Raw genomic sequence first — 19200 nt, 5'->3', positions numbered from 1 at the left:
TCGAGGACGATGCGGCACGATCACGGACCGAGAGCAGCGTCCGGTTGCACCGTGATCGGGCGCTTCTCTCGTGCGGCGCGACCGGGCGGGAGATGCGGAGCCGGGCGGCCGCCTCAGCGCGCCCGCGCGCTGCGGCGGTAGAACCCGTCCACCTGCGCCTGCGCCTCGGCCCGGTCGCGCTCGCTCGCCGAGGCGAGCGCCTGCTCCTGCAGGGTCACGATCCACTGATCCTTGGGGCCCTCGACGGCGTCGCGGGCGAGCGTCAGCCAGGCGAGCCCGCGCGCCCGCTGCACCGGCACGCCCTGGCCGTTCATCAGCATCTGGCCGAGGAGGGCTTGCGCGGCCGGGTGGCCCTTCTCGGCCGCGAGGTTGAACCAGCGCGCCGCCTGCCGCGTGTCCTGCGCCACGCCCGTTCCGTCGAGGTAGAGCCGGGCGAGATTGTACTGCGCGTTCGGGTCCCCGTAATACGAGGCCGCGTAGTTGAACATCTCGTAGGCGCGCTCGACGTTCGGCTGGACGTAGGAGCCCTTGATCCCGTCCAGGAAGTAGCGGCCGAGCGCCGTGAAGGCGCTCGCCACCACGGTGGCGTTGGCGGAATCGGGCCCGTCATCGGCGTTCTCGTCGGCGATCTTCGAGAAGAACTCGAAGGCCTTGAGATCGTCGTGGGGGACGCCGTCGCCCTCCGCGTACATGCGGCCGAGCTTCCACAGGGCGAGGGCGTGGCCCTGGCCCGCCGCGTATTCGAGGGCGCGCGCCGCGCCCTCCTTGTCGCCGGCATTGTAGTCGCGCACGCCCGAGCGCACGGCCTCGCGCACGTTGCGGTAGCCGCCCGCCGGCACGGGGGTGCGCGCGGCGGCGTCGAGCGCCGCCGCGGAATCTCCGGCCCCGACGCTGGCCCCGATCAGCGCGGCTGCGATCAGCACGGCGCCCAGGGTCCGGCGGCCGGGTCCCGATCCGGACCGAGCGCCGCCCTCACACATCCGCATAGGCGAGCGTCTCCTGGGCACCGCCCGGATGCGTCACCGCGCCGTTCACCGCCGGGCCGACGGTCTGCGCGTATTTCCAGAGATAGCCGGAGGTCGCCTCGTTGCCGCGCGGGGCCCAGGCCTTGCGCCGCTCGGCCAGTTCCTCGTCCGAGAGGTCGACCGTGAGCGTGCCCTGGATCGCGTCGAGGCGGATGATGTCGCCGTCCTTGAGCAGCCCGATCGGGCCGCCCACCGCCGCCTCCGGGCCGACATGGCCGACGCAGAAGCCGCGGGTCGCGCCGGAGAAGCGACCGTCGGTGATGAGCGCGACCTTGTCGCCCATGCCCTGGCCGTAGAGGGCGGCCGTGGTCGCCAGCATCTCGCGCATGCCGGGGCCGCCCTTCGGACCCTCGTAGCGGATGACGAGAACGTCGCCCTCCTTGTACTGGCGGTTCTGCACCGCCTCGAAGCAGGCCTCCTCGGTGTCGAAGACCCTGGCGGGACCGGCGAAGACCTGGCGGTCCGGCGCCATGCCGGCCACCTTCACGATCGCGCCCTCGGGGGCGAGGTTGCCCTTCAGGCCGACCACGCCGCCGGTCGGGGTGATCGGGGTGTTGGCCGGGCGCACCACGTCCTGCTGGTCGTTCCAGGCGACCTTGGCGAGGTTCTCGGCGATGGTGCGGCCCGTCACGGTCATGCAGTCGCCGTGCAGGAAGCCGTGGTCGAGGAGGGTCTTCATCAGCAGCGGGATGCCGCCGACCTCGAACAGGTCCTTGGCGACGTAGCGCCCGCCCGGCTTCAGGTCCGCGACGTAGGGGGTGCGCTTGAAGATCTCGGCGACGTCGAACAGGTCGAAGGAGATGCCCGCCTCGTGCGCGATCGCCGGCAGGTGCAGCGCCGCGTTGGTCGAGCCGCCGGAGGCCGCCACCACGGTGGCGGCGTTCTCCAGCGCCCGGCGGGTGACGATGTCGCGCGGGCGGATGTTCCTGGCGAGCAGGTCCATCACCATCTCGCCGGCCGCGGCGCAGAACTTGTCGCGGATCTCGTAGGGCGCCGGCGCGCCGGCCGAGTAGGGCAGCGCGAGGCCGATCGCCTCGGAGACGGTCGCCATGGTGTTGGCGGTGAACTGCGCCCCGCAGGCCCCGGCCGAGGGGCAGGCGACCTGCTCCAGCTCGTCGAGATCCTCGTCGCTCATCGCGCCGACCGAGTGCTTGCCCACCGCCTCGAACAGGTCCTGGACGGTGACGGGCCGGCCCCGGAAGGTGCCGGGCAGGATCGAGCCGCCATAGATGAAGATCGACGGCACGTTGAGGCGCACCATCGCCATCATCATGCCGGGCAGGGACTTGTCGCAGCCGGCGAGGCCCACGAGGGCGTCGTAGGCGTGGCCGCGCATGGTCAGCTCGACCGAATCCGCGATGACCTCGCGGGAGGGCAGGGAGGCGCGCATGCCCCGGTGGCCCATGGCGATGCCGTCCGTCACCGTGATGGTGCAGAATTCGCGCGGCGTGCCGGCGGCGGCGGCCACGCCCTTCTTCACCGCCTGCGCTTGGCGCATCAGGGCGATGTTGCAGGGCGCGGCCTCGTTCCAGCACGAGGCGACGCCGACCAGAGGCTGGTGGATCTGCTCGCGCGTGAGCCCCATCGCGTAGAGGTAGGAGCGGTGCGGCGCCCGCGCCGGTCCCTCGGTGACGTGGCGGCTGGGGAGCCTCGACTTGTCGATGGTGTGACGCGCGTCCATGGCCTGTCCCGTACTCACTGATTGCCGGATCGGTCGGTTTGCCCCGAGCCCTGATCCTCCCGCCATGCGTCCTTTTGGAGGCCGCATGACGGCGCTGAACGACACCCCTGACGGTAACTCCGCCAGCGTCGCCTGCGATCCCCCGGGGCACCCGGTTCGCCGCAGTAAATCGTTGTGGGGACAGCCGTTTAACGTGGCCGTTGAGGTGCCGTCGGTTTATGGCGGGATCGGGGCGGCAGGGGGGGCGGTTGAGGGCAATCCTGGGATGCTTTCGCGGTGTTGCGACCCCGCCACAGCGAAGCTTGCGGAGCCGGCGCAGCGGACTGGTCGAGGGGTTGGGACATGCTCAACGGGGACGCTGAAGACCTGCCCGTCGCCGGGCTGCCCATCGTCCCGCGAGACCCGCGGACGGATTCTCCTCGCCGTCGCCCCCGCGGCGCGCCCCGGTCCCGGGCGCGGGGCCGTAACCGGGACGGGCGCGCGGGCGAATCCGGCGCGTCACCCAAGCGCAGGCCCGCCCCGATGCGTCCATTCCTCGCCCTCCTGGCTCTCCTCGCCGTCGTGCCCGCCCGCGCCGCCGAGCGGCCGGTCGTGCTCGAACTCTTCACCTCGCAGGGCTGCTCCTCCTGCCCGCCGGCCGACGCCTTCGTGACCGACCTCGCCCGCGAGCGTCCCGACCTGCTCCCGCTCACTTTCCACGTCACCTCCTGGAACGGCCTCGGCTGGCACGATCCGCTCTCGCTGCCGGAGGCGACCGCGCGGCAGGCCGGCGACGCGGCGCGGTTCGACGGCGTCTCCTTCACCCCGCAACTCGTGATCGACGGGCGGGAGAGCGTCGTCGGATCGGACAGGGAGGCCGCCGGGCGCGCGATCGCCCGGGCGCGAGCCGCGCGGGAAAAGGCCGCCCCGGCAGGGGCCGCCCCGGCAGAGGCAGACCCAGAAGGGGCCGACCGGCAGGCCGGCCCGGCCCTGACCCTGAGGCGCGGCCCGGACGGGATCGCCGTCGCGGTCGGGGCGGGGCCGGGCGAGGGCCGGCTCATCCTCGTCGGCTTCGATCGCGCGCACAGGACCCCGGTCCGGCGCGGCGAGAATGCCGGCCGCACCCTGACCGAGTCGAACGTCGTCCGGGCGATCCGGGATCTCGGGTCCTGGCGCGGCGCCCCGCTGCGCTTGGTCCATCCGGCGCCCGCGGGCGAGGACGCGGCCATCCTCCTGCAGGCGCCGGACGGGCGGATCCTCGCCGCCGCGCGGCTCGCGCCCATCTCATGACGCGGCGGGGCGCCCCGCTCGCGCGGGCCGTCCCGCCCGCCAAAAGGGAGAGTTCGGCGATGGCACAGGACCGGCGCCACCGCGCCACGATCGAGGGCTTGGCGCGGCGCCTCGAGCCGATGCGCCGCCTCGCCCCGCCCGGGCGGCGCATCGCGGCCTGGGGCGCGGTCGTGCTCGCCATGGCGGCGGGCCTCGCGGCGGTCTCCGACCTCGGCGACCTCGCCGCGCGGGTCGCCGCCATGCCGGAGATCGGCGTGATGCTCGCCTGCTCGGCCGCGACCGCCGCGGGGGCGGCCGCGGCGGCGGTGCTGACCGGGTTGCCGGACCGCGGCCGGGGCTGGACCGCGCTGGCGCTGGCGCCGGCCGCGATCTGGCTCGGGGCGGGGCTCGCCGCGTCCCTGAGCGGCCGCGAGATGGAGCACCACCCGGCGACCCCGGCCGAGACGGCCGCGAGCCTCCTGTTCATCGTCGGCGTCGCGGTCCCGGTCGCGCTGCTCCTCGGCGAGGTCGTGCGGCGCGGCCACCCCTTGCGCCCGCGCCTCACGGGCGCCCTGATCGGCCTCGCGGCGGCGGCCACCGCCGCGACCCTGGTCGCCCTGTTCCATCCCTACCGGCCGTCCGGGCGCGACGTCGCCGCGCAGGTGGCCGCCATCGCCGCCATGGTCGGGGCGGGGTCGGGCCTGGGGCGGGCGCTGCTCGTCGATCCTCGCCCCGGCGAGCCGATGCCGCCCGCCCCTGGCCGGTCCGGGATCGGGTGAGGCGCGGCCATGGACCTCGAGACCAGGCTCTCGGCCGCGATGGCGGCGGCGCAGGGGGGCGACGCCGCCGCCTACCGGGTGCTCCTGCGCGACTGCGTGCCGGTCATCGCCGCGGCCGCGCGGGGCCAGGGCGTGCGCGGGGACGCGGTGGACGACGTGGTCCAGGACGCGCTCCTCACGGTGCACCGGGCCCGCGCCACCTACGATCCGGCCCGGCCCTTCCTGCCCTGGCTGCGCGCCATCGCCCAGCGCCGCGCCATCGACCTCGTGCGTCGGACGGGCCGCCGCCCGCAGGAGGTGCACGACCCGCTCGCCTACGAGGCCGAGAGCGACGGGGGACCGCTCCCCGGCGAGGCCATCGAGCGCCGCCAGCGCGAGGCGCGCCTCGCCCGCGCGGTCGCGGCGCTGCCGGAGGGCCAGCGACAGGCCGTCGAGCAGCTCTCCCTGCGCGAGCGCTCCCTCGCCGAGGCCGCGGCCGCGACCGGCCGCAGCAAGGGGGCGCTCAAGGTGAACCTGCACCGGGCGCTGAAATCCTTGCGCGCCGCGCTCGCGCCCGACAGGGAGGACGGCCATGTCTGACGCCCCTGCCCACGAGATCCTGGTCGAGGCGCTCGCCCGCGACCTCAGGCCCGTCCGCCCGCTGCCCAGCCCGCTCCGCCGGGGTCTCGCCTGGTGCGCCGCCGCGCTCGGCCTCGCCCTGCTGACGCTGCCCTTCGTCGACGTGCAGGCCCTGCGGCTGCGCATGGGCGTGCCGGACCTCGCCCTCGCCGCCCTCGGCGCCGTGCTCACCGCCGCGGCCGCGGCGTTCGCCGCCTTCTGCACCAGCGTGCCCGGCCGCTCGCCGCGCTGGGCGCTGCTGCCCCTGCCGCCCGCCGCGCTCTGGCTCGCGGCGAGCGGCCTCGGCTGCCTGCGGGCCTGGATCGCCCCCGGGACGGACCTGCCGGATGCCGGGGAGATGCGCGGCTGCGCGGTCTTCCTGGTCGCGGTCTCGCTGCCGCTCTCCCTCCTCCTCGCGGCGATGCTGCGCCGGGCCTGCCCGCTGCGGCCGGTCCTCACTGCTGCCCTGGCGGGGCTCGCGGCGGCGGCGGCGGCGGCCGCGATCCTGGTCCTGTTCCACCCGCACGACGCGACCGGGACGGACCTCGCCGTGCACGCCGCCGCGGTCGCGGCGGTGATCGGCGCGAACGCGCTGGCGGGCGGGCGCCTGCTCGGCGGCGGGCGGGCGCCGCCGCCGCACGGCGGGGGCTAGAGCAGCACCCGATCACGTTGCAATCGGGTACTGCTCTAGGTCTTTGATCTTGCAGCATTTTCTGCGACGAACCGGCATCCACTTCGTCGGAAAATGCCCTAGGCGGAACGGAGACCTGCGCACCCGGCGCGGGCCCCGCGATGGGGTACCCCATCGATCCGGGAGATCGGGAGACGGCGATGAAACTCATCCTGGCGGCGACGCCCCTGACCGGACACGTCAACCCCCTGCTCGCGGTGGCGCGGATCGCGGCCGCCCGCGGGGACGAGGTGGTGGTGCTCACCTCCGCGGCGATGCGGGGGAGGGTGGAGGCGGCGGGTTTCCGCTGCGCGGCCTACGCGGACGACCACGCGCCCGAGTACCGCGAGACCTCGCTGCCGCCCGGGCCGGAGCGCGGCCGGCGGGAATTCGAGCGGCGCTTCATCGACAGCATGCCGGGCCAGGCCAAGGCCCTGCGCGCGCTGATCGCGGCCGAGCGGCCGGACGCGGTGGTGGCCGGGAGCCTGTTCCTCGGCGTGCTGCCGCTCCTCCTCGACCGCCGGGAGCGGCCGCCGGTGGTGACCTGCAACATCAGCTTCCTGTTCCTCGACCGACCGGACGGCGCGCCGCTCGGCCCCGGCCTGCCCCCGGCGCGGGACGAGGCCGAGCGGGCGCTCTACGCGGCGATCCGGGCGCAGGTCGACCGCGCCTTCACGGGCCCGGTCCGCGCCGCGGCGGACGCGGCGCTCGCCCGGATGGGACTGCCGGGGCTGCCGGCCTCGCTGACCCACTCGATCCTCACCCTGCCGGACGCGGTCATCCAGCTGACGATCCCGGATTTCGAGTACGATTTCGCGCCGCTGCCGCCCTCGATCCGCTTCGTCGGCGCGCTGCCCCCGCCGCCGGTCTCCGGGCCTCGTCCGGCCTGGTGGTCCGACCTCGACGGCGCCTCGCGCGTCGTCCTGGTGACGCAGGGCACCCTCGCCAACGAGGATTTCGGCGAGCTGGTCGAGCCGACGCTGCGCGCCCTCGCCGACCGGGACGACGTGCTCGTGGTGGCGACGACCGGCGGGCGGCCCCTGGACGCGATCCGGGTCCCGCTGCCGGCCAATGCGCGGGCGGCGACCTTTCTGCCCTTCGCCGAGCTGATGCCGCGGGTCGATGCCCTCGTCACCAATGGCGGCTACGGCACGGTGCTGGCGGCCCTGCAGGCGGGGGTGCCGATCGTCTCGGCCGGGCTCACCGAGGACAAGGCCGAGGTCGGGGCGCGCGTCGGCTGGTCGGGGGCCGGGATCTTCCTGCGCGAGGAGGGCCCAAGTCCCGCTTCGGGCCCAAGTCCCGCTTCGGGCCCAAGTCCCGCTTCGGGCCCAAGTCCCGCTTCGAGCCAAAGTCCCGCTTCGGGCCAGGAGCCCGCTGCCCTGCGCCGGGCCGTCGACGCGGTGCTCGACGCGCCCGCCTACCGGGCGCGGGCGCGCGCCCTGGCGGCCTGCTTCGCCCGGTACGACACCGGGCGCGAGATCCTGGCGGTGCTCGACGGCGTCGCGGCGGGTGGGTGAGCCCGCCCCGGGCCTGCGCCGACCGGTGCCCGCAACGCCCCCGAGGACGGGCGGGGGGCGGCGCGCCTCGCCCTACACCGTGACCTGCGTGCCGACTTCGACCACGCGCCCGGTCGGGATCTGGAAGAAGTCGGTCGCGTCGTTGGCGTTGCGGGCGAGGGCGATGAAGATGCGGTCCTGCCAGAGCGGCATGCCGGATTGCGCGGCCGGCCGGATCGAGCGGCGGGACAGGAAGAACGACGTCGCCATGATGTCGAACTTGAAGCCCTGCTTGCGCAGCAGCGCCAGCCCTTTCGGGATGTTCGGCGATTCCATGTAGCCGAACTTCATCACCACCCGCCAGAAATGCGGGCCCATCGGCTCGATGCGGATCCGGTCGGCATCGGCGAGGCGCGGCAGGTCGATCGTCTTCACGGTGAGCACGACGTTCTTCTCGTGCAGCACCTTGTTGTGCTTGAGGTTGTGCAGCAAAGCCGCCGGGGCGGTCTCGGGGTCACTGGTCAGGAACACCGCCGTGCCCTTGACGTGGTGGGGCGGGCTCTTCTCCAGCATGCTGACCAGCTCGACCAATGGCACATCGGTCTTGCGGGTCTTGTTGAACAGGATCGTGACCCCGCGCACCCAGGTCCACATCAGCAGCAGCAGCACGCCGGCCAGCATCAGGGGCACGTAGCCGCCCTCGAAGACCTTGAGCAGGTTCGAGACCAGGAACATGATCTCGATGGCGATGAACGGCACCATGACGGCGCCGGCCGCCAGCGGCGACCAGTTCCAGAAGCGCCACAGGACCAGGAAGGCGAGGCTCGCCGTGATCAGCATCGTGCCGGTCACCGCGATGCCGTAGGCCGAGGCCAGGGCGCTCGACGAGCGGAACAGGAAGACCAGCACCACGACGCCGACCATCAGCAGCAGGTTGATCTGCGGCAGGAAGATCTGGCCGGAATGCGCCTCGGAGGTGTGGCGGATCTCCAGCCGCGGCAGCAGGCCGAGCTGCACCGCCTGGCGCGACAGCGAGAAGGCGCCGGTGATGACCGCCTGGCTGGCGATCACCGTGGCGGCGGTGGCGAGGATCACCATCGGCAGCAGCGCCCATTCCGGCACGAGCTGGAAGAAGGGGTCCGACGCGTCCGGGTAGGTCAGGACCAGGGCCGCCTGGCCCAGATAGTTGATGGCCAGGGACGGCCCCACCACCGCGCTCCAGGCGGCCTGGATCGGCCGGCGGCCGAAATGGCCGAGATCGGCGAAGAGCGCCTCGGCCCCCGTCACCGCCAGGAAGACTGCGCCGAGCACCACCAGGGCGCCGGCGCCGTGGCTGACCAGGTAGGTCGCCGCGTGCAGCGGGTTGAGGGCGAGCAGCACGTCCGGCCGGCGCAGGATGTGCGGCACCGCCGCCACCGCCATGGCGAGGAACCAGACCAGCGTGATCGGCCCGAAGAAGCTCGCCATCCGCCCGGTGCCGCGGCTCTGCACCAGGAAGAGCGGCACGATGATGGCGATCGTGATCGGCAGCACGTAGTGGTCGAAGGCCGGCGTGACGAGCTTCAGGCCCTCCACCGCCGAGAGCACCGAGATCGCCGGGGTGATGATGGCGTCGCCGTAGAACAGGGCGGCCCCGAGCAGCCCCAGCAGGAAGACGGTCCGCGAGCCGCCCAGCGCCTTGCGGGCGAGCGCCATCAGCGAGAGGATCCCGCCCTCGCCCTTGTTGTCCATGTGCAGAAGCAGCAGGACGTACTTGATGGTGACGATCAGGATCAGCGCCCAGAGCAGCAGCGAGACGGTGCCCAGCACCTCCTCCTGGCTCAGCACCCCGTCGGCGCGGCCGGGGGCCAGGGCCTCCCGGAAGGCGTAGAGCGGGCTCGTGCCGATGTCGCCGTAGACGACGCCGATCGAGCCAATGAACAGCGTCCAGAACTTCGCGTGGGTCGCGACGTGGCCCTCGGGCTCATCGACGCTGCCGGCGGGGGTGGGCGGACCGCCGCTCGGCGGGGTCAGGGATTCGGGCGGGGCGCCGGGGCGCCCACCCGCGGGTGCGGCTGACTGCGTCATAGCTGATCGAGGGTCCGCCCGCGAGCGGCAGGGGCCGCCGGGCATGGGTCAGGGCCATTCGGCGGCACGAGGCCTTTGGGGGCCGGGCGCGTGGCGAACCCGGCCTCGAAATCGCCCGGATCATAGCATGCGGCTGTGCACATGCCTAGCTTTCCGCCCCGTCCGCGCGTTGCGCCGCCGGGGCGGCGCAAGGTTACTCCGCCGCGCTCCGCCGGCCCTGGCCGAATCGGCGCTCAATGTAGTCGATGACGATGGTTTCGAAATCCTTGGCAAGGGTGGCCCCGCGCAAGGTCATCGCCTTCTTGCCGTCGATGAAGACGGGGGCGGAGGGGCTCTCGCCGGTTCCCGGCAACGAGATGCCGATGTCGGCGTGCTTCGATTCGCCCGGGCCGTTCACGATGCAGCCCATCACCGCCACGTTCAGGGTCTCGACGCCCGGATAGGTCTTGCGCCATTCCGGCATCGAGGTCGCGATCCAGTTCTGGATGTCGCGGGCGAGTTCCTGGAACACCGTCGAGGTGGTGCGCCCGCAGCCCGGGCAGGCGGCGACGAGGGGCACGAAGGTGCGGAAGCCCATCGTCTGGAGCAGTTCCTGGGCGGCCTTCACCTCCACGGTGCGGTCGCCGCCGGGCTCCGGGGTGAGCGAGTAGCGGATCGTGTCGCCGATGCCCTCCTGCAGGAGCACGCCCATGGCGGCCGAGGCCGCGACGATGCCCTTGGTGCCCATGCCGGCCTCGGTCAGGCCGAGGTGGATCGCGTAGTCCGAGCGGCGGGCGACCTCGCGGTAGACCGCGATCAGGTCCTGCACCGCCGAGACCTTGGCGGAGAGCACGATGCGGTCCTTCGGCAGGCCGATCTCGACCGCCCGGTCGGCGGAGAGGAGGGCGGACTGCACCATGGCCTCGCGCATCACCGCGCGGGCATCGACCGGTCGCTCGCTGCGGGCGTTCTCGTCCATCAGGCGGGTGAGGAGCGCCTCGTCGAGGGAGCCCCAGTTCGCGCCGATGCGCACGGCCTTGCCGTACCGGGCCGCCATCTCGACGATGGTCGAGAACTGGAGGTCCTTCTTCTCCTTGAAGCCGACGTTGCCCGGATTGATCCGGTACTTGGCGAGCGCCTCGGCGCAGGCCGGGTGGTCGGAGAGGAGCTTGTGGCCGATGTAGTGGAAGTCGCCGACGAGGGGCACGTGGACGCCGATGCGGTCCAGGCGCTCGCGGATCTTCGGCACCGCGGCGGCGGCCTCGTCGCGGTCGACGGTGATGCGCACGATCTCGGAGCCGGCGCGGGCGAGCGCGGCGACCTGCGCCACGGTGGCGTCGATGTCCGCCGTGTCGGTGTTCGTCATCGACTGGACGACGATGGGCGCGCCGCCGCCGATCGTGACGGCGCCCTCGCCCTCGCCGATCCGCACGCCGACGGTGCCGTGCCGGGGCGCCGGGCCTGCGATCTCGGGCGCGGCGGAAGCTTCCATGGGTTGCATCGGATCCCTCGTGCCGGGCGGTTCCCGCTCCGGCGTCAAGCGGTTTAGCTGATCCTGCGCGCGGCCGGCGTCAAGTCTGTGACGGCGCGCACGCCTCATCCTCCCGGCCGCGCGAGGCCCGCCCGGGCAGATGGCCCCGAGAGGCCCGCCCGCTTCATGACCTATCGCCCCTCTCCTGTCGAGGCGCCGACCGGGCGGGAGGCTTGCGCCGCCTGTGCATCGCACCATCTTGTATTGCAGCGCAACAATCGGTGGCAGGCCATGACCGACACGCTCGACAGAACCCGCCTCTCCGTCGCCTCCGCCGGCGCCGCCGGCGCCGCCTCCGCCGGCCCCGTCGGGGCCGATCCGGTCGGCGTCGAGGCCGCCCGCGATCCCGGGAGCCGCCCGGACGCGTCGCCCGGCCGGCGCCTCGCGGGGCCGCGGGCCGAGAAGGGCATCGCCCTCGCCCTGCAGGGCGGCGGCGCCCACGGCGCCTTCACGTGGGGCGTGCTCGACGCCCTGATCGAGGACGGCCGCCTCGCCTTCGAGGCGATCACCGGGGCGAGCGCCGGGGCGATGAACGCCGTGGTGATGACGCATGGCTGGCTGAAGGACGGGCCCGAGGGCGCGCGGGCGCAGCTCGAAGCCTTCTGGCGGGAGGTGAGCCTCGACGGCGACCTGCCGCACAGCCAGCAGCGCGCCTTCGACGGCATGCTGCGCCTGTGGCGGCGCACCCCGCTCGCCGAGGTCTGGGCGAGCCTCGCCAGCCCCTACGCGGCCAATCCGCTCAACATCAACCCGCTCAAGCGGGCGCTGACCGACACGGTGGATTTCGAGGCGCTGCGCCGCGAGAACGCGCCGCCGCTCTTCATCTCGGCCACCAATGTCTGGACGGGCAAGATCGCGGTCTTCGAGGGCCGCGACCTGACGGCCGACCACGTCATGGCCTCGGCCTGCCTGCCGACCGTGTTCCAGGCGGTGGAGATCGACGGCGTGCCCTACTGGGACGGGGGCTATCTCGGCAACCCGCCCCTCTACCCCCTCTATCACGGGGCCGAGACCCGCGACATCCTGCTGATCCAGATCAACCCGGTCGAGCGGCGCGAGACGCCGCGCACGCCCCAGGAGATACGCGACCGCCTGAACGAGATCACCTTCAACGGCAATCTCCTGCGGGAATTGCGGGCGATCGACTTCGTGCAGGGATTGGTCGACGAGGGGGCGCTGGCGACCGAGGGCTACCGGCCGCTGCGGCTGCACCGGATCGACGGCAGCGGCGAACTCGACGACTACACCGCGGCGACGAAGCTCAAGGCGCAGTGGCCGTTCCTCTTGCGCCTGCGCGACGCCGGGCGCGCGGCCGCGCGGGCGTGGCTCGACCAGCATTTCGACGCGGTCGGGCGCGAGAGCAGCCTCGACCTGCGCGCCATGTACGGGTGATCCGGTTGATCGCAGCGGATCCCGGATCACGAGCCCGCGCGGCGCCCGAGCGCGGCGCCTGAGCGCAGCCGACATCCGCATGGCGACGCAATCCGTCGGATGTCGAATGACTCGCCTCGTCCCGACGGCCCCGGATGTCGACGCACCGGGCCGTCGGCCCTCTCGCATGCGCGACACGAGCCATCGGCTCGGCGAGACACGTTCACCTTGGCGGCGATTCGAGACCGGAGCCGACGGCCGACGGACACGGCCGTCGGCGTCAGGCGCCGTCCGGCGCGAAGCGCCACACCCCGGTGCGCTTGATCTCGGCATCCTCCAGGGCGCGGCTCACCGGCACCGCGTAGGTGGCGAGCCTGTCGAGCCGCGCCGCCGGCAGGTAGGCCCGGCCCGGATCCCCCAGGAGGACGCGGGCCCCCCTCGCCTGCAGGGCGGCGAGCCAGTCGCCGACCCGGGCCGCGAGGTCGCGCTCGTAGAAGATGTCGGCGGCGAGCACGCAGTCCCAGCCCTCGTCGCGGCCGATGAGGTCGCCGGCGACGGCCCGGACCCGGTCGGCGACGCCGTTCTCGGCGGCGTTGAGGCCGATCGCCGCCAGCGCGAAGGGATCGAGGTCGCTCGCCTCGACGGCGGCGGCGGCCGCGCGCGCGGCCGCGATGGAGACGAGGCCGGAGCCGGAGGCGAAGTCGAGCACCCGGGCGCCCCGCACCGTCTCGGGGTGATCGAGGACGTAGCGGGCAAGCCCCTGGCCCCCCGCCCAGGCGAAGGCCCAGAAGGGCGGGGGCAGGCCGATCTCGCCCAGCTCCTCCTCGGTGCGGCTCCACAGCTCCGTGGCCTCGTCGGCGACGTGGAGGCGGATCTCCGGCGCGTGCGGCACCGGCCGCAGGGCGGTGTTGGCCCGGATGAAGCGCAGCGGCTCGCGCAGGGCGGACGCCTCCGGATCCGGGACGGGGCGCGGCGTCACGCGAGCATCGCGGCGTGGAGGCGGGCGACCGCCGAGGCCACCGCCTCCTCGGTGAAGCCGCCCTCGAGGATGCGCCGGCGCGCGGCCTCGCCCATGGCGGCGACCCGCGCCGGGTCGGCGGCGAGGCGCGCCAGGGCGGCCGCGAGGGCGGCGGGGTCGTCCGGCGGGACGAGCCGGCCCTCGATCCCGTCGCGCACGAGGGTGCGGCAGCCCGGCACGTCCGTGGTGACGATGGCCCGGCCGCAGGAGGCGGCTTCGAGCAGGGTGCGGGGCAGGCCCTCGCCGCCGCGGGAGGGCAGGCAGCCGACCTGCGCGGCCGCGTAGGCGCCGGCCGCGTCCGCGGTCGGCCCGTGCCACGCCACGCCGTCGCCGGCCCAGCCCCGCAGGGTCGCCTCCGGGATCGCCCGGCGGTTCGAGGGGTCGGGCGCCCCGTAGAGGGCGAGTTCGACCGGCGCGCCGCCGGCGCGGGCGAGGCGCACGGCCTCCACGGCGGTGTCGACGCCCTTCGACCACAGCATGCGGGCGACGAGGGCGACCCGCAGGGGCGGCAGGGGCGGCAGCGGCGTCGGCGCGAAGGCCCGCGGATCGACCCCGGCGCCGCCCACCAGGGTGACGCGGCTCTCGGCCGGGTCGAGGCCGAGGAGCGCCGCGTCGTCGGGATTCTCCACGAGGTAGCGGGTCGCCCGGGTCTCCAGCGGCCCGCGGATCAGGTGGCGCAGCGCCCCCCGGGCGAGGCGCGCGGCGCGGTCCTGCCGGGCGCCCAGGAGGCCGAGCCCGGTGAGCGCGTAGACGCGCCGGGGGATGCCGGCGAGGGCGGCGGCGGCGCCGCCCACCAGGATGCCGCGCAGCGCGACGCAGTGCACGAGGTCGGCCCGCAGGGCCTTCAGCAGCGCGGCGAGCTGGCCTGCGGCGTAGCCCGCGCTCATCGGGTTCAGGCTCGACCGCTCGGCCTCCAGGGCCACCACCTGGGCGCCCGCGGCCTCGATCGCGCCGCGATGGTCGCGCACCCGCGTCACCACCGCGACCCGGTGCCCGGCCGCGACGGCGGCCCGGGCCATGGGCAGGAAGTGCGAGGCGAAGAACCAATCCTCCGTGACGACGAACGCGATGGTCTTCTGGCCTTCGGCTGCGGTCACGCGGCTCTCCTGCTCTCGCCCGCCTCCCTAACCCGGAGGACCGCCGGGGGAAACCGCCGGCGGGCCGGAAGGTCGGACGGGACGCCTCGCCCGCGCGCCGGCGCGCGGCGGGTCGCCGCGAGGCTGCGGCGGCATCCTGCCCGCCCCGACCATCCCGCCGCAGGAACCCGCCGCGGCACGCCACGGTTGAGCATCCACCCGTTGCGTCCTGCCGAGCGAGGCCCCGCATGCCGTCGGATCCCGAGACCGCGCCGTCCGCGCCGGAGGGTCGCGCCGACCCGCGCGAGGCCGCCCGCGAGATCGGGCTGCGCTACGTCAGCGACGAGGAGCCCGGCTATCGCCGCAAGCGCAACGGGCGCGGCTTCCGCTACATCGACCCGGACGGCCGGCCGGTCCGCGACGAGGCGGTGCTCAAGCGCATCAGGGCCCTGGCGATCCCGCCGGCCTACACGGATGTCTGGATCTGCCGGCATCCCAACGGGCACATCCAGGCGACGGGGCGGGACGATCGCGGCCGCAAGCAGTACCGCTACCATCCGCAGTTCCGGGAGGCGCGGGACTCGACCAAGTTCGCCCACATGATGGACTTCGCGCGGGCGCTGCCGGCCCTGCGGGCGCGGGTGCAGGAGGATATGGGCCGGCGGGGCCTGCCGCGGGAGAAGGTGCTCGCCACGGTGGTCCACCTGCTGGAGACCACGCTGATCCGGGTCGGGAACGACGATTACGCCCGCGCCAACCGCTCCTTCGGGCTCACGACCCTGCGCGACCCGCACGTGAACGTCGAGGGCGCGGAGCTGAAATTCCGCTTCAAGGGCAAGAGCGGCAAGGTCTGGCAGCTGGCCCTGCGCGACCGGCGCGTGGCCAAGATCGTGAAGGCCTGCCAGGACCTGCCGGGCCAGGAGCTGTTCCAGTACCTCGACGAGGACGGGGTGCAGCGCGACGTGACCTCGGCCGACGTCAACGCCTACCTGCGGGAGATCACCGGCCGGGACATCACCGCCAAGGATTTCCGCACCTGGTCGGGCACGGTGCTGGCGGCCCTGGCGCTGCGGGAATTCGAGACCTTCGACAGCCAGGCGGCGGCCAAGCGCAACGTGCGCAGCGCCATCGAGCGGGTGGCCGAGCGGCTCGGCAACACGCCGACGATCTGCCGCAAGTGCTACATCCACCCGGAGATCCTCGGCTCCTACCTCGAAGGGAGCTTCCTGCTGCGGGCGCGCGACGAGATCGAGGCGGAGCTGCGGGAGGACATCCACCGGCTGCGGCCGGAGGAGACCGCCGTGCTGGCTCTGCTCCAGGGGCGGCTGGCGGCGGACGCGCCCGCCGAGGGGCCCGCGGCGCAGAGGAGTCGCAAGGGAGCGGGCAGGACCCGCGCGGCTGCCCGCCGGGCGGCCTGACGGGCCGCTCCGGCCATTCCGCGGCGGCCCCGCCTCAATGGGGGGCCGCCGCGTGGGACGAGCTGCCGTGGCGCGCGCTGCGGCCCGCCACGGCCGGCCGATGGCTCGACGGCTCGGTGTCGATCACCGGCGCGAGGCCCATCTGCCGGGCGAGCTGGACGAGGTCCTTGAGCCGCCCGGTCTTGGTCTTGCGGCGCAGGTTGAGGCGATGCGTCTCGACGGTGCGCACGCTCACGGTGAGGCGGCGCGCCACCTCCTTGTTGCTGAACCCGGCGCTGAGGAAGCGCAGCACCTCGGCCTCCCGGGGGGTGAGGCCGAGGCTCGCGGCCACCTCCTCGGTCCCGACCGCCTCCGGGACCGCGCCGCCGAGCGGCATGCCGTGGGCGAGGGCCAGGATCGCGGCGCAGATCTCCCGCGGCGAGGCCGAGCGCGCCACGAAGGCGTCGGCGCCCGACGCGGCGAGCTGGGTCAGGGTCGCCGCGTCGGCGGCCAGGAAGGCGACCAGCACCTTCAGGCGCGGGTGGCGCTCCCGCAGCGCCGCGACGGCGCTCGCGCTCCGCGCGGAGAAGACGAGGGCGACGCCGTCGAGCAGCAGGCCCCCGGAGCCCGCGCGCAGGCCGGATTCATCCAGCGTCCGAAGCTCGGGATGATGTTCCAGCGTTGCGCGGAAGGCCGCCCCGAGATCCGGCGGCTCGTCGATGATCAGCACATTCACGGCGTCACTCATGCCGTTCTGCCTCCGTCTCGGCGCGGCACACGCGCCTGGTTGACGGAGTGTGATGATCAAGCGGCGTTCCAACCGCGGCGCGGCGGACCGCGCCGCACGGAGACTCAAGGGAAATTGTCGGTTGCTATGGTTTACGCGCGACCCGCGAGGCCGGTTCTGTCCGGCGAAGTCGGGCTCGCATGCGGGAACGTTCCGGGATGGGCGCCCGGCACCTGTGCCAGTTCGGAACGGACGGGCGGTGACCGCGCCCTCGATAGGCGCTCACCGGGGGGCGGCGCTATCGTGGGCGTTTACCGAGGGGCCTCAGCCCGCGCGGGCGAGGACGAGGTCCGTGAAGGCGGAGACCACGCGGTTGCGCCCGGTCGCCTTCGCCTCGTAGAGGGCAATGTCGGCCCGCTTGTGCAGGCCCTCGATCGTCTCGCCCTCCGACCACGCGCTCACCCCGAAGCTGCAGCTGAGCTGGACCGGGCCGTGCCGGCCCTTGAAGCGCAGCTGCGTGCAGCGCAGCCGCAGGCGGTTGGCGATGGCCTCGGCCTCCTCCAGGCTCCGGCCCGGGAGGGCGACGCCGAATTCCTCGCCGCCGAGGCGCCCGACGAGCGAGTCCGGCACCTCCGAGAGGGCGGTCGCCACGCCCTGGATGGCGACGTCGCCGAGGGCGTGGCCGTGCTCGTCGTTGATGCGCTTGAAATTGTCGATGTCCGCGACGACGAGGGCGAGCTTGCCATGGTTGCCCGCGCGCCCGGCGATCTCGGCCACCCGCTGCACGAAGGCGCGGCGGTTCAGGAGTTCCGTGAGCGAGTCGGTCTCGGCGAGGCGGATCAGCTCGCGCTGCATCCGGGTCACGCGCTCGGCGGCCCGCAGCCGGGCGTAGAGCTCCTCGCCGCCCGGGGGCTTGTCGATGAAGTCGTCGGCGCCGCTGTCGAGCACCTCGGCGAGGTTGCGGGCGTTGCGGGCCGAGGACATCGCGATGATGTAGAGGGGGCGGTGCGCCTCCGCCAGCAGGCGGGCCGACCAGCACAGTTCGAGCCCGGTCAGCGGCCGCACCTCCAGGCTGGTGATCAGCGCCGTGACGGCTTCGTTGGCGGTCACGTAGTCGAGCGCCTCGCGCGAATCCGTGAAGGTGTTCACGGTGTGGCCGCGCGGGTCGAGCAGCCCGCCGATCACCTTCAGCACGACCCGGCTCGGATCGACGACGACGATGTGCATGACGTCCCCTGCGCGATGGCCCGTCCGGGGCGCGGGCGGGTAGTTCTCAGTCCGCCGCACCATCGCGCAGGTTGATTAACGCCGTCTCAAGACGAGCGGGCCGGGGCGACCCAAGGGGGGATGGCCTCCGGCCCCGGTTTCACCGGTCAGTACTGCCAGAAGATGCGCTGCAGCTCCTTGCTGTCACTGGTGCGCGTGAGGGCGACGGCGGCCAGGATCTTTGCCTTTTGCGGATTGAGGTCGTGGGCGACGACCCAGTCGTAGCGGTCGTCGGGCTGCTCGGCGTTGCGCAGGACGAACCCGTCGCCGACCCGCGACGAGCGGATGATCACCGTGCCGCGCTGGCGCAGGTCCCTGAGGGTGTCGACGAGGTAGCCGGCCACCGAGCCGTTGCCGGTGCCCGCGTGGATGATCGCCTTGGCGCCCGCCTGCACGGCCGCCGCGTAGGGGGCGGGGTTCATGTTGCCCGCGCCGTACACGATCGCCACCTCGGGCAGCGCGTCGATCGCCGCGATGTCGAATTCCGAGCTGGTGCCGTGCCGCTTCACCGGGGCGCGGAAATAGTAGGTCCTGCCCTCGACCACCATGCCGAGCGGCCCCCACTGGCTGGAGAAGGCGCTCGGCTTGATGTTGACGCGCTTCGTCACGTCGCGGCCGGCCTGGATCTCGTCGTTCATGGTGACGAGGACGCCCTTGCCGCGGGAATCCGGCGAGGCCGCCGTGGCGACCGCGTCCATGAGGTTGAGGGCGCCGTCGGCCGAGAGGGCGGTCGAGGGCCGCATCGAGCCCACCACCACGATCGGCTTGTCGGTCGGCACGACGAGGTCGAGGAAGTAGGCGGTCTCCTCCAGGGTGTCGGTGCCGTGGGTAACGACGACGCCGTCGACGTCGTCCCGCTTCACGAGGTCGGCCACGCGCTTGGCGAGGGTGACGAGCTGCGCGTTGGTGAAGCTCTCGGAGGCGATCTGGAAGACCTGCTCGCCCCGCACGGCGGCGACTTCGCCGAGCGCCGGCACGGCGGCGATGAGCTTGTCCACCGGCACCTTGGCGGCCTGGTAGGTGGCGCTGTTGCTGGCATCGGCGCCCGCCCCGGCGATGGTGCCGCCGGTGGCCAGGATCACGATGCTCGCCTTGCGGGCGGCGGAAGGGGCGGCCGCCTCGGGCTGCGGCGCTTCGAGGGCCAGCGCGGGGGCGGCGAGGGGCAGGGCGCCGAGCAGGAGCGCGGCGAGGCACCGGCGGAGGGGGGCGTGGGGCATCGGGGCGATCTTCCGTTTGGGACCGGGAGCGGCCTTGCGGCGCGCCGGCCACCAT

General features: G+C 73.8%; 16 protein-coding genes. 7 read left to right on the top strand and 9 right to left on the bottom strand.

What is annotated here, in order from left to right:
* Window positions 1–113 precede the first annotated feature (113 nt).
* Window positions 114–980: a tetratricopeptide repeat protein gene (locus M446_RS24330; protein WP_050777585.1), complete on the bottom strand. Its 867-nt coding sequence runs from the start codon at window positions 978–980 to the stop codon at window positions 114–116.
* Window positions 973–2706, bottom strand: coding sequence for a dihydroxy-acid dehydratase (ilvD, locus tag M446_RS24325; protein WP_012334770.1), 1734 nt, complete (start codon window positions 2704–2706; stop codon window positions 973–975). The genes M446_RS24330 and ilvD overlap by 8 nt, the downstream gene beginning before the upstream one ends.
* Window positions 2707–3228: 522 nt before the next feature.
* Between ilvD and M446_RS24320 the strand changes: the two genes are divergently transcribed.
* The 5 genes from M446_RS24320 (at window position 3229) to M446_RS24300 (ending at window position 7517) form a co-directional block, all read left to right on the top strand.
* On the top strand, window positions 3229–3975 hold the full coding sequence (locus M446_RS24320) for a DUF1223 domain-containing protein (protein WP_012334769.1): 747 nt from the start codon (window positions 3229–3231) through the stop codon (window positions 3973–3975).
* 59 nt (window positions 3976–4034) lie between these two features.
* Window positions 4035–4733 (top strand): NrsF family protein, encoded by a 699-nt coding sequence (locus tag M446_RS24315; RefSeq protein ID WP_012334768.1) that lies wholly within the window; start codon window positions 4035–4037, stop codon window positions 4731–4733.
* 9 nt (window positions 4734–4742) lie between these two features.
* Entirely contained in the window at window positions 4743–5312 is a 570-nt protein-coding gene (locus M446_RS24310) for a sigma-70 family RNA polymerase sigma factor (protein ID WP_012334767.1), read from the top strand.
* Window positions 5305–5982: an NrsF family protein gene (locus M446_RS24305; protein ID WP_012334766.1), complete on the top strand. Its 678-nt coding sequence runs from the start codon at window positions 5305–5307 to the stop codon at window positions 5980–5982. The genes M446_RS24310 and M446_RS24305 overlap by 8 nt, the downstream gene beginning before the upstream one ends.
* Before the next feature lie 179 nt (window positions 5983–6161).
* A complete protein-coding gene (locus tag M446_RS24300; protein ID WP_012334765.1) occupies window positions 6162–7517 on the top strand; it encodes a glycosyltransferase in 1356 nt (451 codons plus the stop codon).
* 72 nt (window positions 7518–7589) lie between these two features.
* On the opposite strand, the gene M446_RS24295 is transcribed toward M446_RS24300, so the two are convergent.
* The gene (locus M446_RS24295) at window positions 7590–9563 is read right to left on the bottom strand and encodes a potassium transporter Kup (protein ID WP_012334764.1); all 1974 of its coding nucleotides are present in this window, start codon (window positions 9561–9563) and stop codon (window positions 7590–7592) included.
* A gap of 193 nt (window positions 9564–9756) precedes the next feature.
* Window positions 9757–11043, bottom strand: a complete 1287-nt coding sequence (gene ispG, locus M446_RS24290) for a flavodoxin-dependent (E)-4-hydroxy-3-methylbut-2-enyl-diphosphate synthase (RefSeq protein WP_012334763.1) — start codon at window positions 11041–11043, stop codon at window positions 9757–9759.
* 261 nt (window positions 11044–11304) lie between these two features.
* Between ispG and M446_RS24285 the strand changes: the two genes are divergently transcribed.
* A complete protein-coding gene (locus M446_RS24285) occupies window positions 11305–12465 on the top strand; it encodes a patatin-like phospholipase family protein (protein WP_012334762.1) in 1161 nt (386 codons plus the stop codon).
* Window positions 12466–12724: 259 nt separating this feature from the next.
* Here the strand turns inward: M446_RS24285 and M446_RS24280 are convergent, their stop codons facing one another.
* Both M446_RS24280 and M446_RS24275 read right to left on the bottom strand, forming a co-directional pair.
* Window positions 12725–13423: a class I SAM-dependent methyltransferase gene (locus tag M446_RS24280; RefSeq protein ID WP_012334761.1), complete on the bottom strand. Its 699-nt coding sequence runs from the start codon at window positions 13421–13423 to the stop codon at window positions 12725–12727.
* Window positions 13420–14559: a glycosyltransferase gene (locus M446_RS24275; RefSeq protein WP_012334760.1), complete on the bottom strand. Its 1140-nt coding sequence runs from the start codon at window positions 14557–14559 to the stop codon at window positions 13420–13422. The genes M446_RS24280 and M446_RS24275 overlap by 4 nt, the downstream gene beginning before the upstream one ends.
* 227 nt (window positions 14560–14786) lie before the next feature.
* Here M446_RS24275 and M446_RS24270 point away from each other — a divergent pair, with 227 nt between their 5' ends.
* The gene (locus M446_RS24270) at window positions 14787–15956 is read left to right on the top strand and encodes a DNA topoisomerase IB (protein WP_012334759.1); all 1170 of its coding nucleotides are present in this window, start codon (window positions 14787–14789) and stop codon (window positions 15954–15956) included.
* A gap of 34 nt (window positions 15957–15990) precedes the next feature.
* Here M446_RS24270 and M446_RS24265 read toward each other — a convergent pair whose 3' ends face one another.
* From M446_RS24265 to M446_RS24255, 3 genes are all read right to left on the bottom strand, one after another.
* The gene (locus tag M446_RS24265; RefSeq protein ID WP_012334758.1) at window positions 15991–16683 is read right to left on the bottom strand and encodes a response regulator transcription factor; all 693 of its coding nucleotides are present in this window, start codon (window positions 16681–16683) and stop codon (window positions 15991–15993) included.
* Between the two features lie 303 nt (window positions 16684–16986).
* Entirely contained in the window at window positions 16987–17889 is a 903-nt protein-coding gene (locus tag M446_RS24260) for a GGDEF domain-containing protein (protein WP_012334757.1), read from the bottom strand.
* 146 nt (window positions 17890–18035) lie between these two features.
* The gene (locus M446_RS24255) at window positions 18036–19145 is read right to left on the bottom strand and encodes an asparaginase (protein ID WP_012334756.1); all 1110 of its coding nucleotides are present in this window, start codon (window positions 19143–19145) and stop codon (window positions 18036–18038) included.
* Between the last annotated feature and the right edge of the window lie 55 nt (window positions 19146–19200).

Source organism: Methylobacterium sp. 4-46 (assembly GCF_000019365.1).
Taxonomy (GTDB): Bacteria; Pseudomonadota; Alphaproteobacteria; order Rhizobiales; family Beijerinckiaceae; genus Methylobacterium.
The sequence above is the reverse complement of the archived record's forward strand: the minus strand, read 5'-3'. Positions and strand labels throughout refer to the sequence as shown.

Coding starts and splice junctions, on each gene's coding strand:
- M446_RS24300 (WP_012334765.1), top strand. CDS start 6,162: ATGAAACTCATCCTGGCGGCGACGCCCCTGACCGGACACGTCAACCCC.
- M446_RS24255 (WP_012334756.1), bottom strand. CDS start 19,145: ATGCCCCACGCCCCCCTCCGCCGGTGCCTCGCCGCGCTCCTGCTCGGC.
- M446_RS24305 (WP_012334766.1), top strand. CDS start 5,305: ATGTCTGACGCCCCTGCCCACGAGATCCTGGTCGAGGCGCTCGCCCGC.
- M446_RS24330 (WP_050777585.1), bottom strand. CDS start 980: ATGTGTGAGGGCGGCGCTCGGTCCGGATCGGGACCCGGCCGCCGGACC.
- ilvD (WP_012334770.1), bottom strand. CDS start 2,706: ATGGACGCGCGTCACACCATCGACAAGTCGAGGCTCCCCAGCCGCCAC.
- M446_RS24315 (WP_012334768.1), top strand. CDS start 4,035: ATGGCACAGGACCGGCGCCACCGCGCCACGATCGAGGGCTTGGCGCGG.
- M446_RS24270 (WP_012334759.1), top strand. CDS start 14,787: ATGCCGTCGGATCCCGAGACCGCGCCGTCCGCGCCGGAGGGTCGCGCC.
- ispG (WP_012334763.1), bottom strand. CDS start 11,043: ATGCAACCCATGGAAGCTTCCGCCGCGCCCGAGATCGCAGGCCCGGCG.
- M446_RS24260 (WP_012334757.1), bottom strand. CDS start 17,889: ATGCACATCGTCGTCGTCGATCCGAGCCGGGTCGTGCTGAAGGTGATC.
- M446_RS24295 (WP_012334764.1), bottom strand. CDS start 9,563: ATGACGCAGTCAGCCGCACCCGCGGGTGGGCGCCCCGGCGCCCCGCCC.
- M446_RS24265 (WP_012334758.1), bottom strand. CDS start 16,683: ATGAGTGACGCCGTGAATGTGCTGATCATCGACGAGCCGCCGGATCTC.
- M446_RS24285 (WP_012334762.1), top strand. CDS start 11,305: ATGACCGACACGCTCGACAGAACCCGCCTCTCCGTCGCCTCCGCCGGC.
- M446_RS24320 (WP_012334769.1), top strand. CDS start 3,229: ATGCGTCCATTCCTCGCCCTCCTGGCTCTCCTCGCCGTCGTGCCCGCC.
- M446_RS24310 (WP_012334767.1), top strand. CDS start 4,743: ATGGACCTCGAGACCAGGCTCTCGGCCGCGATGGCGGCGGCGCAGGGG.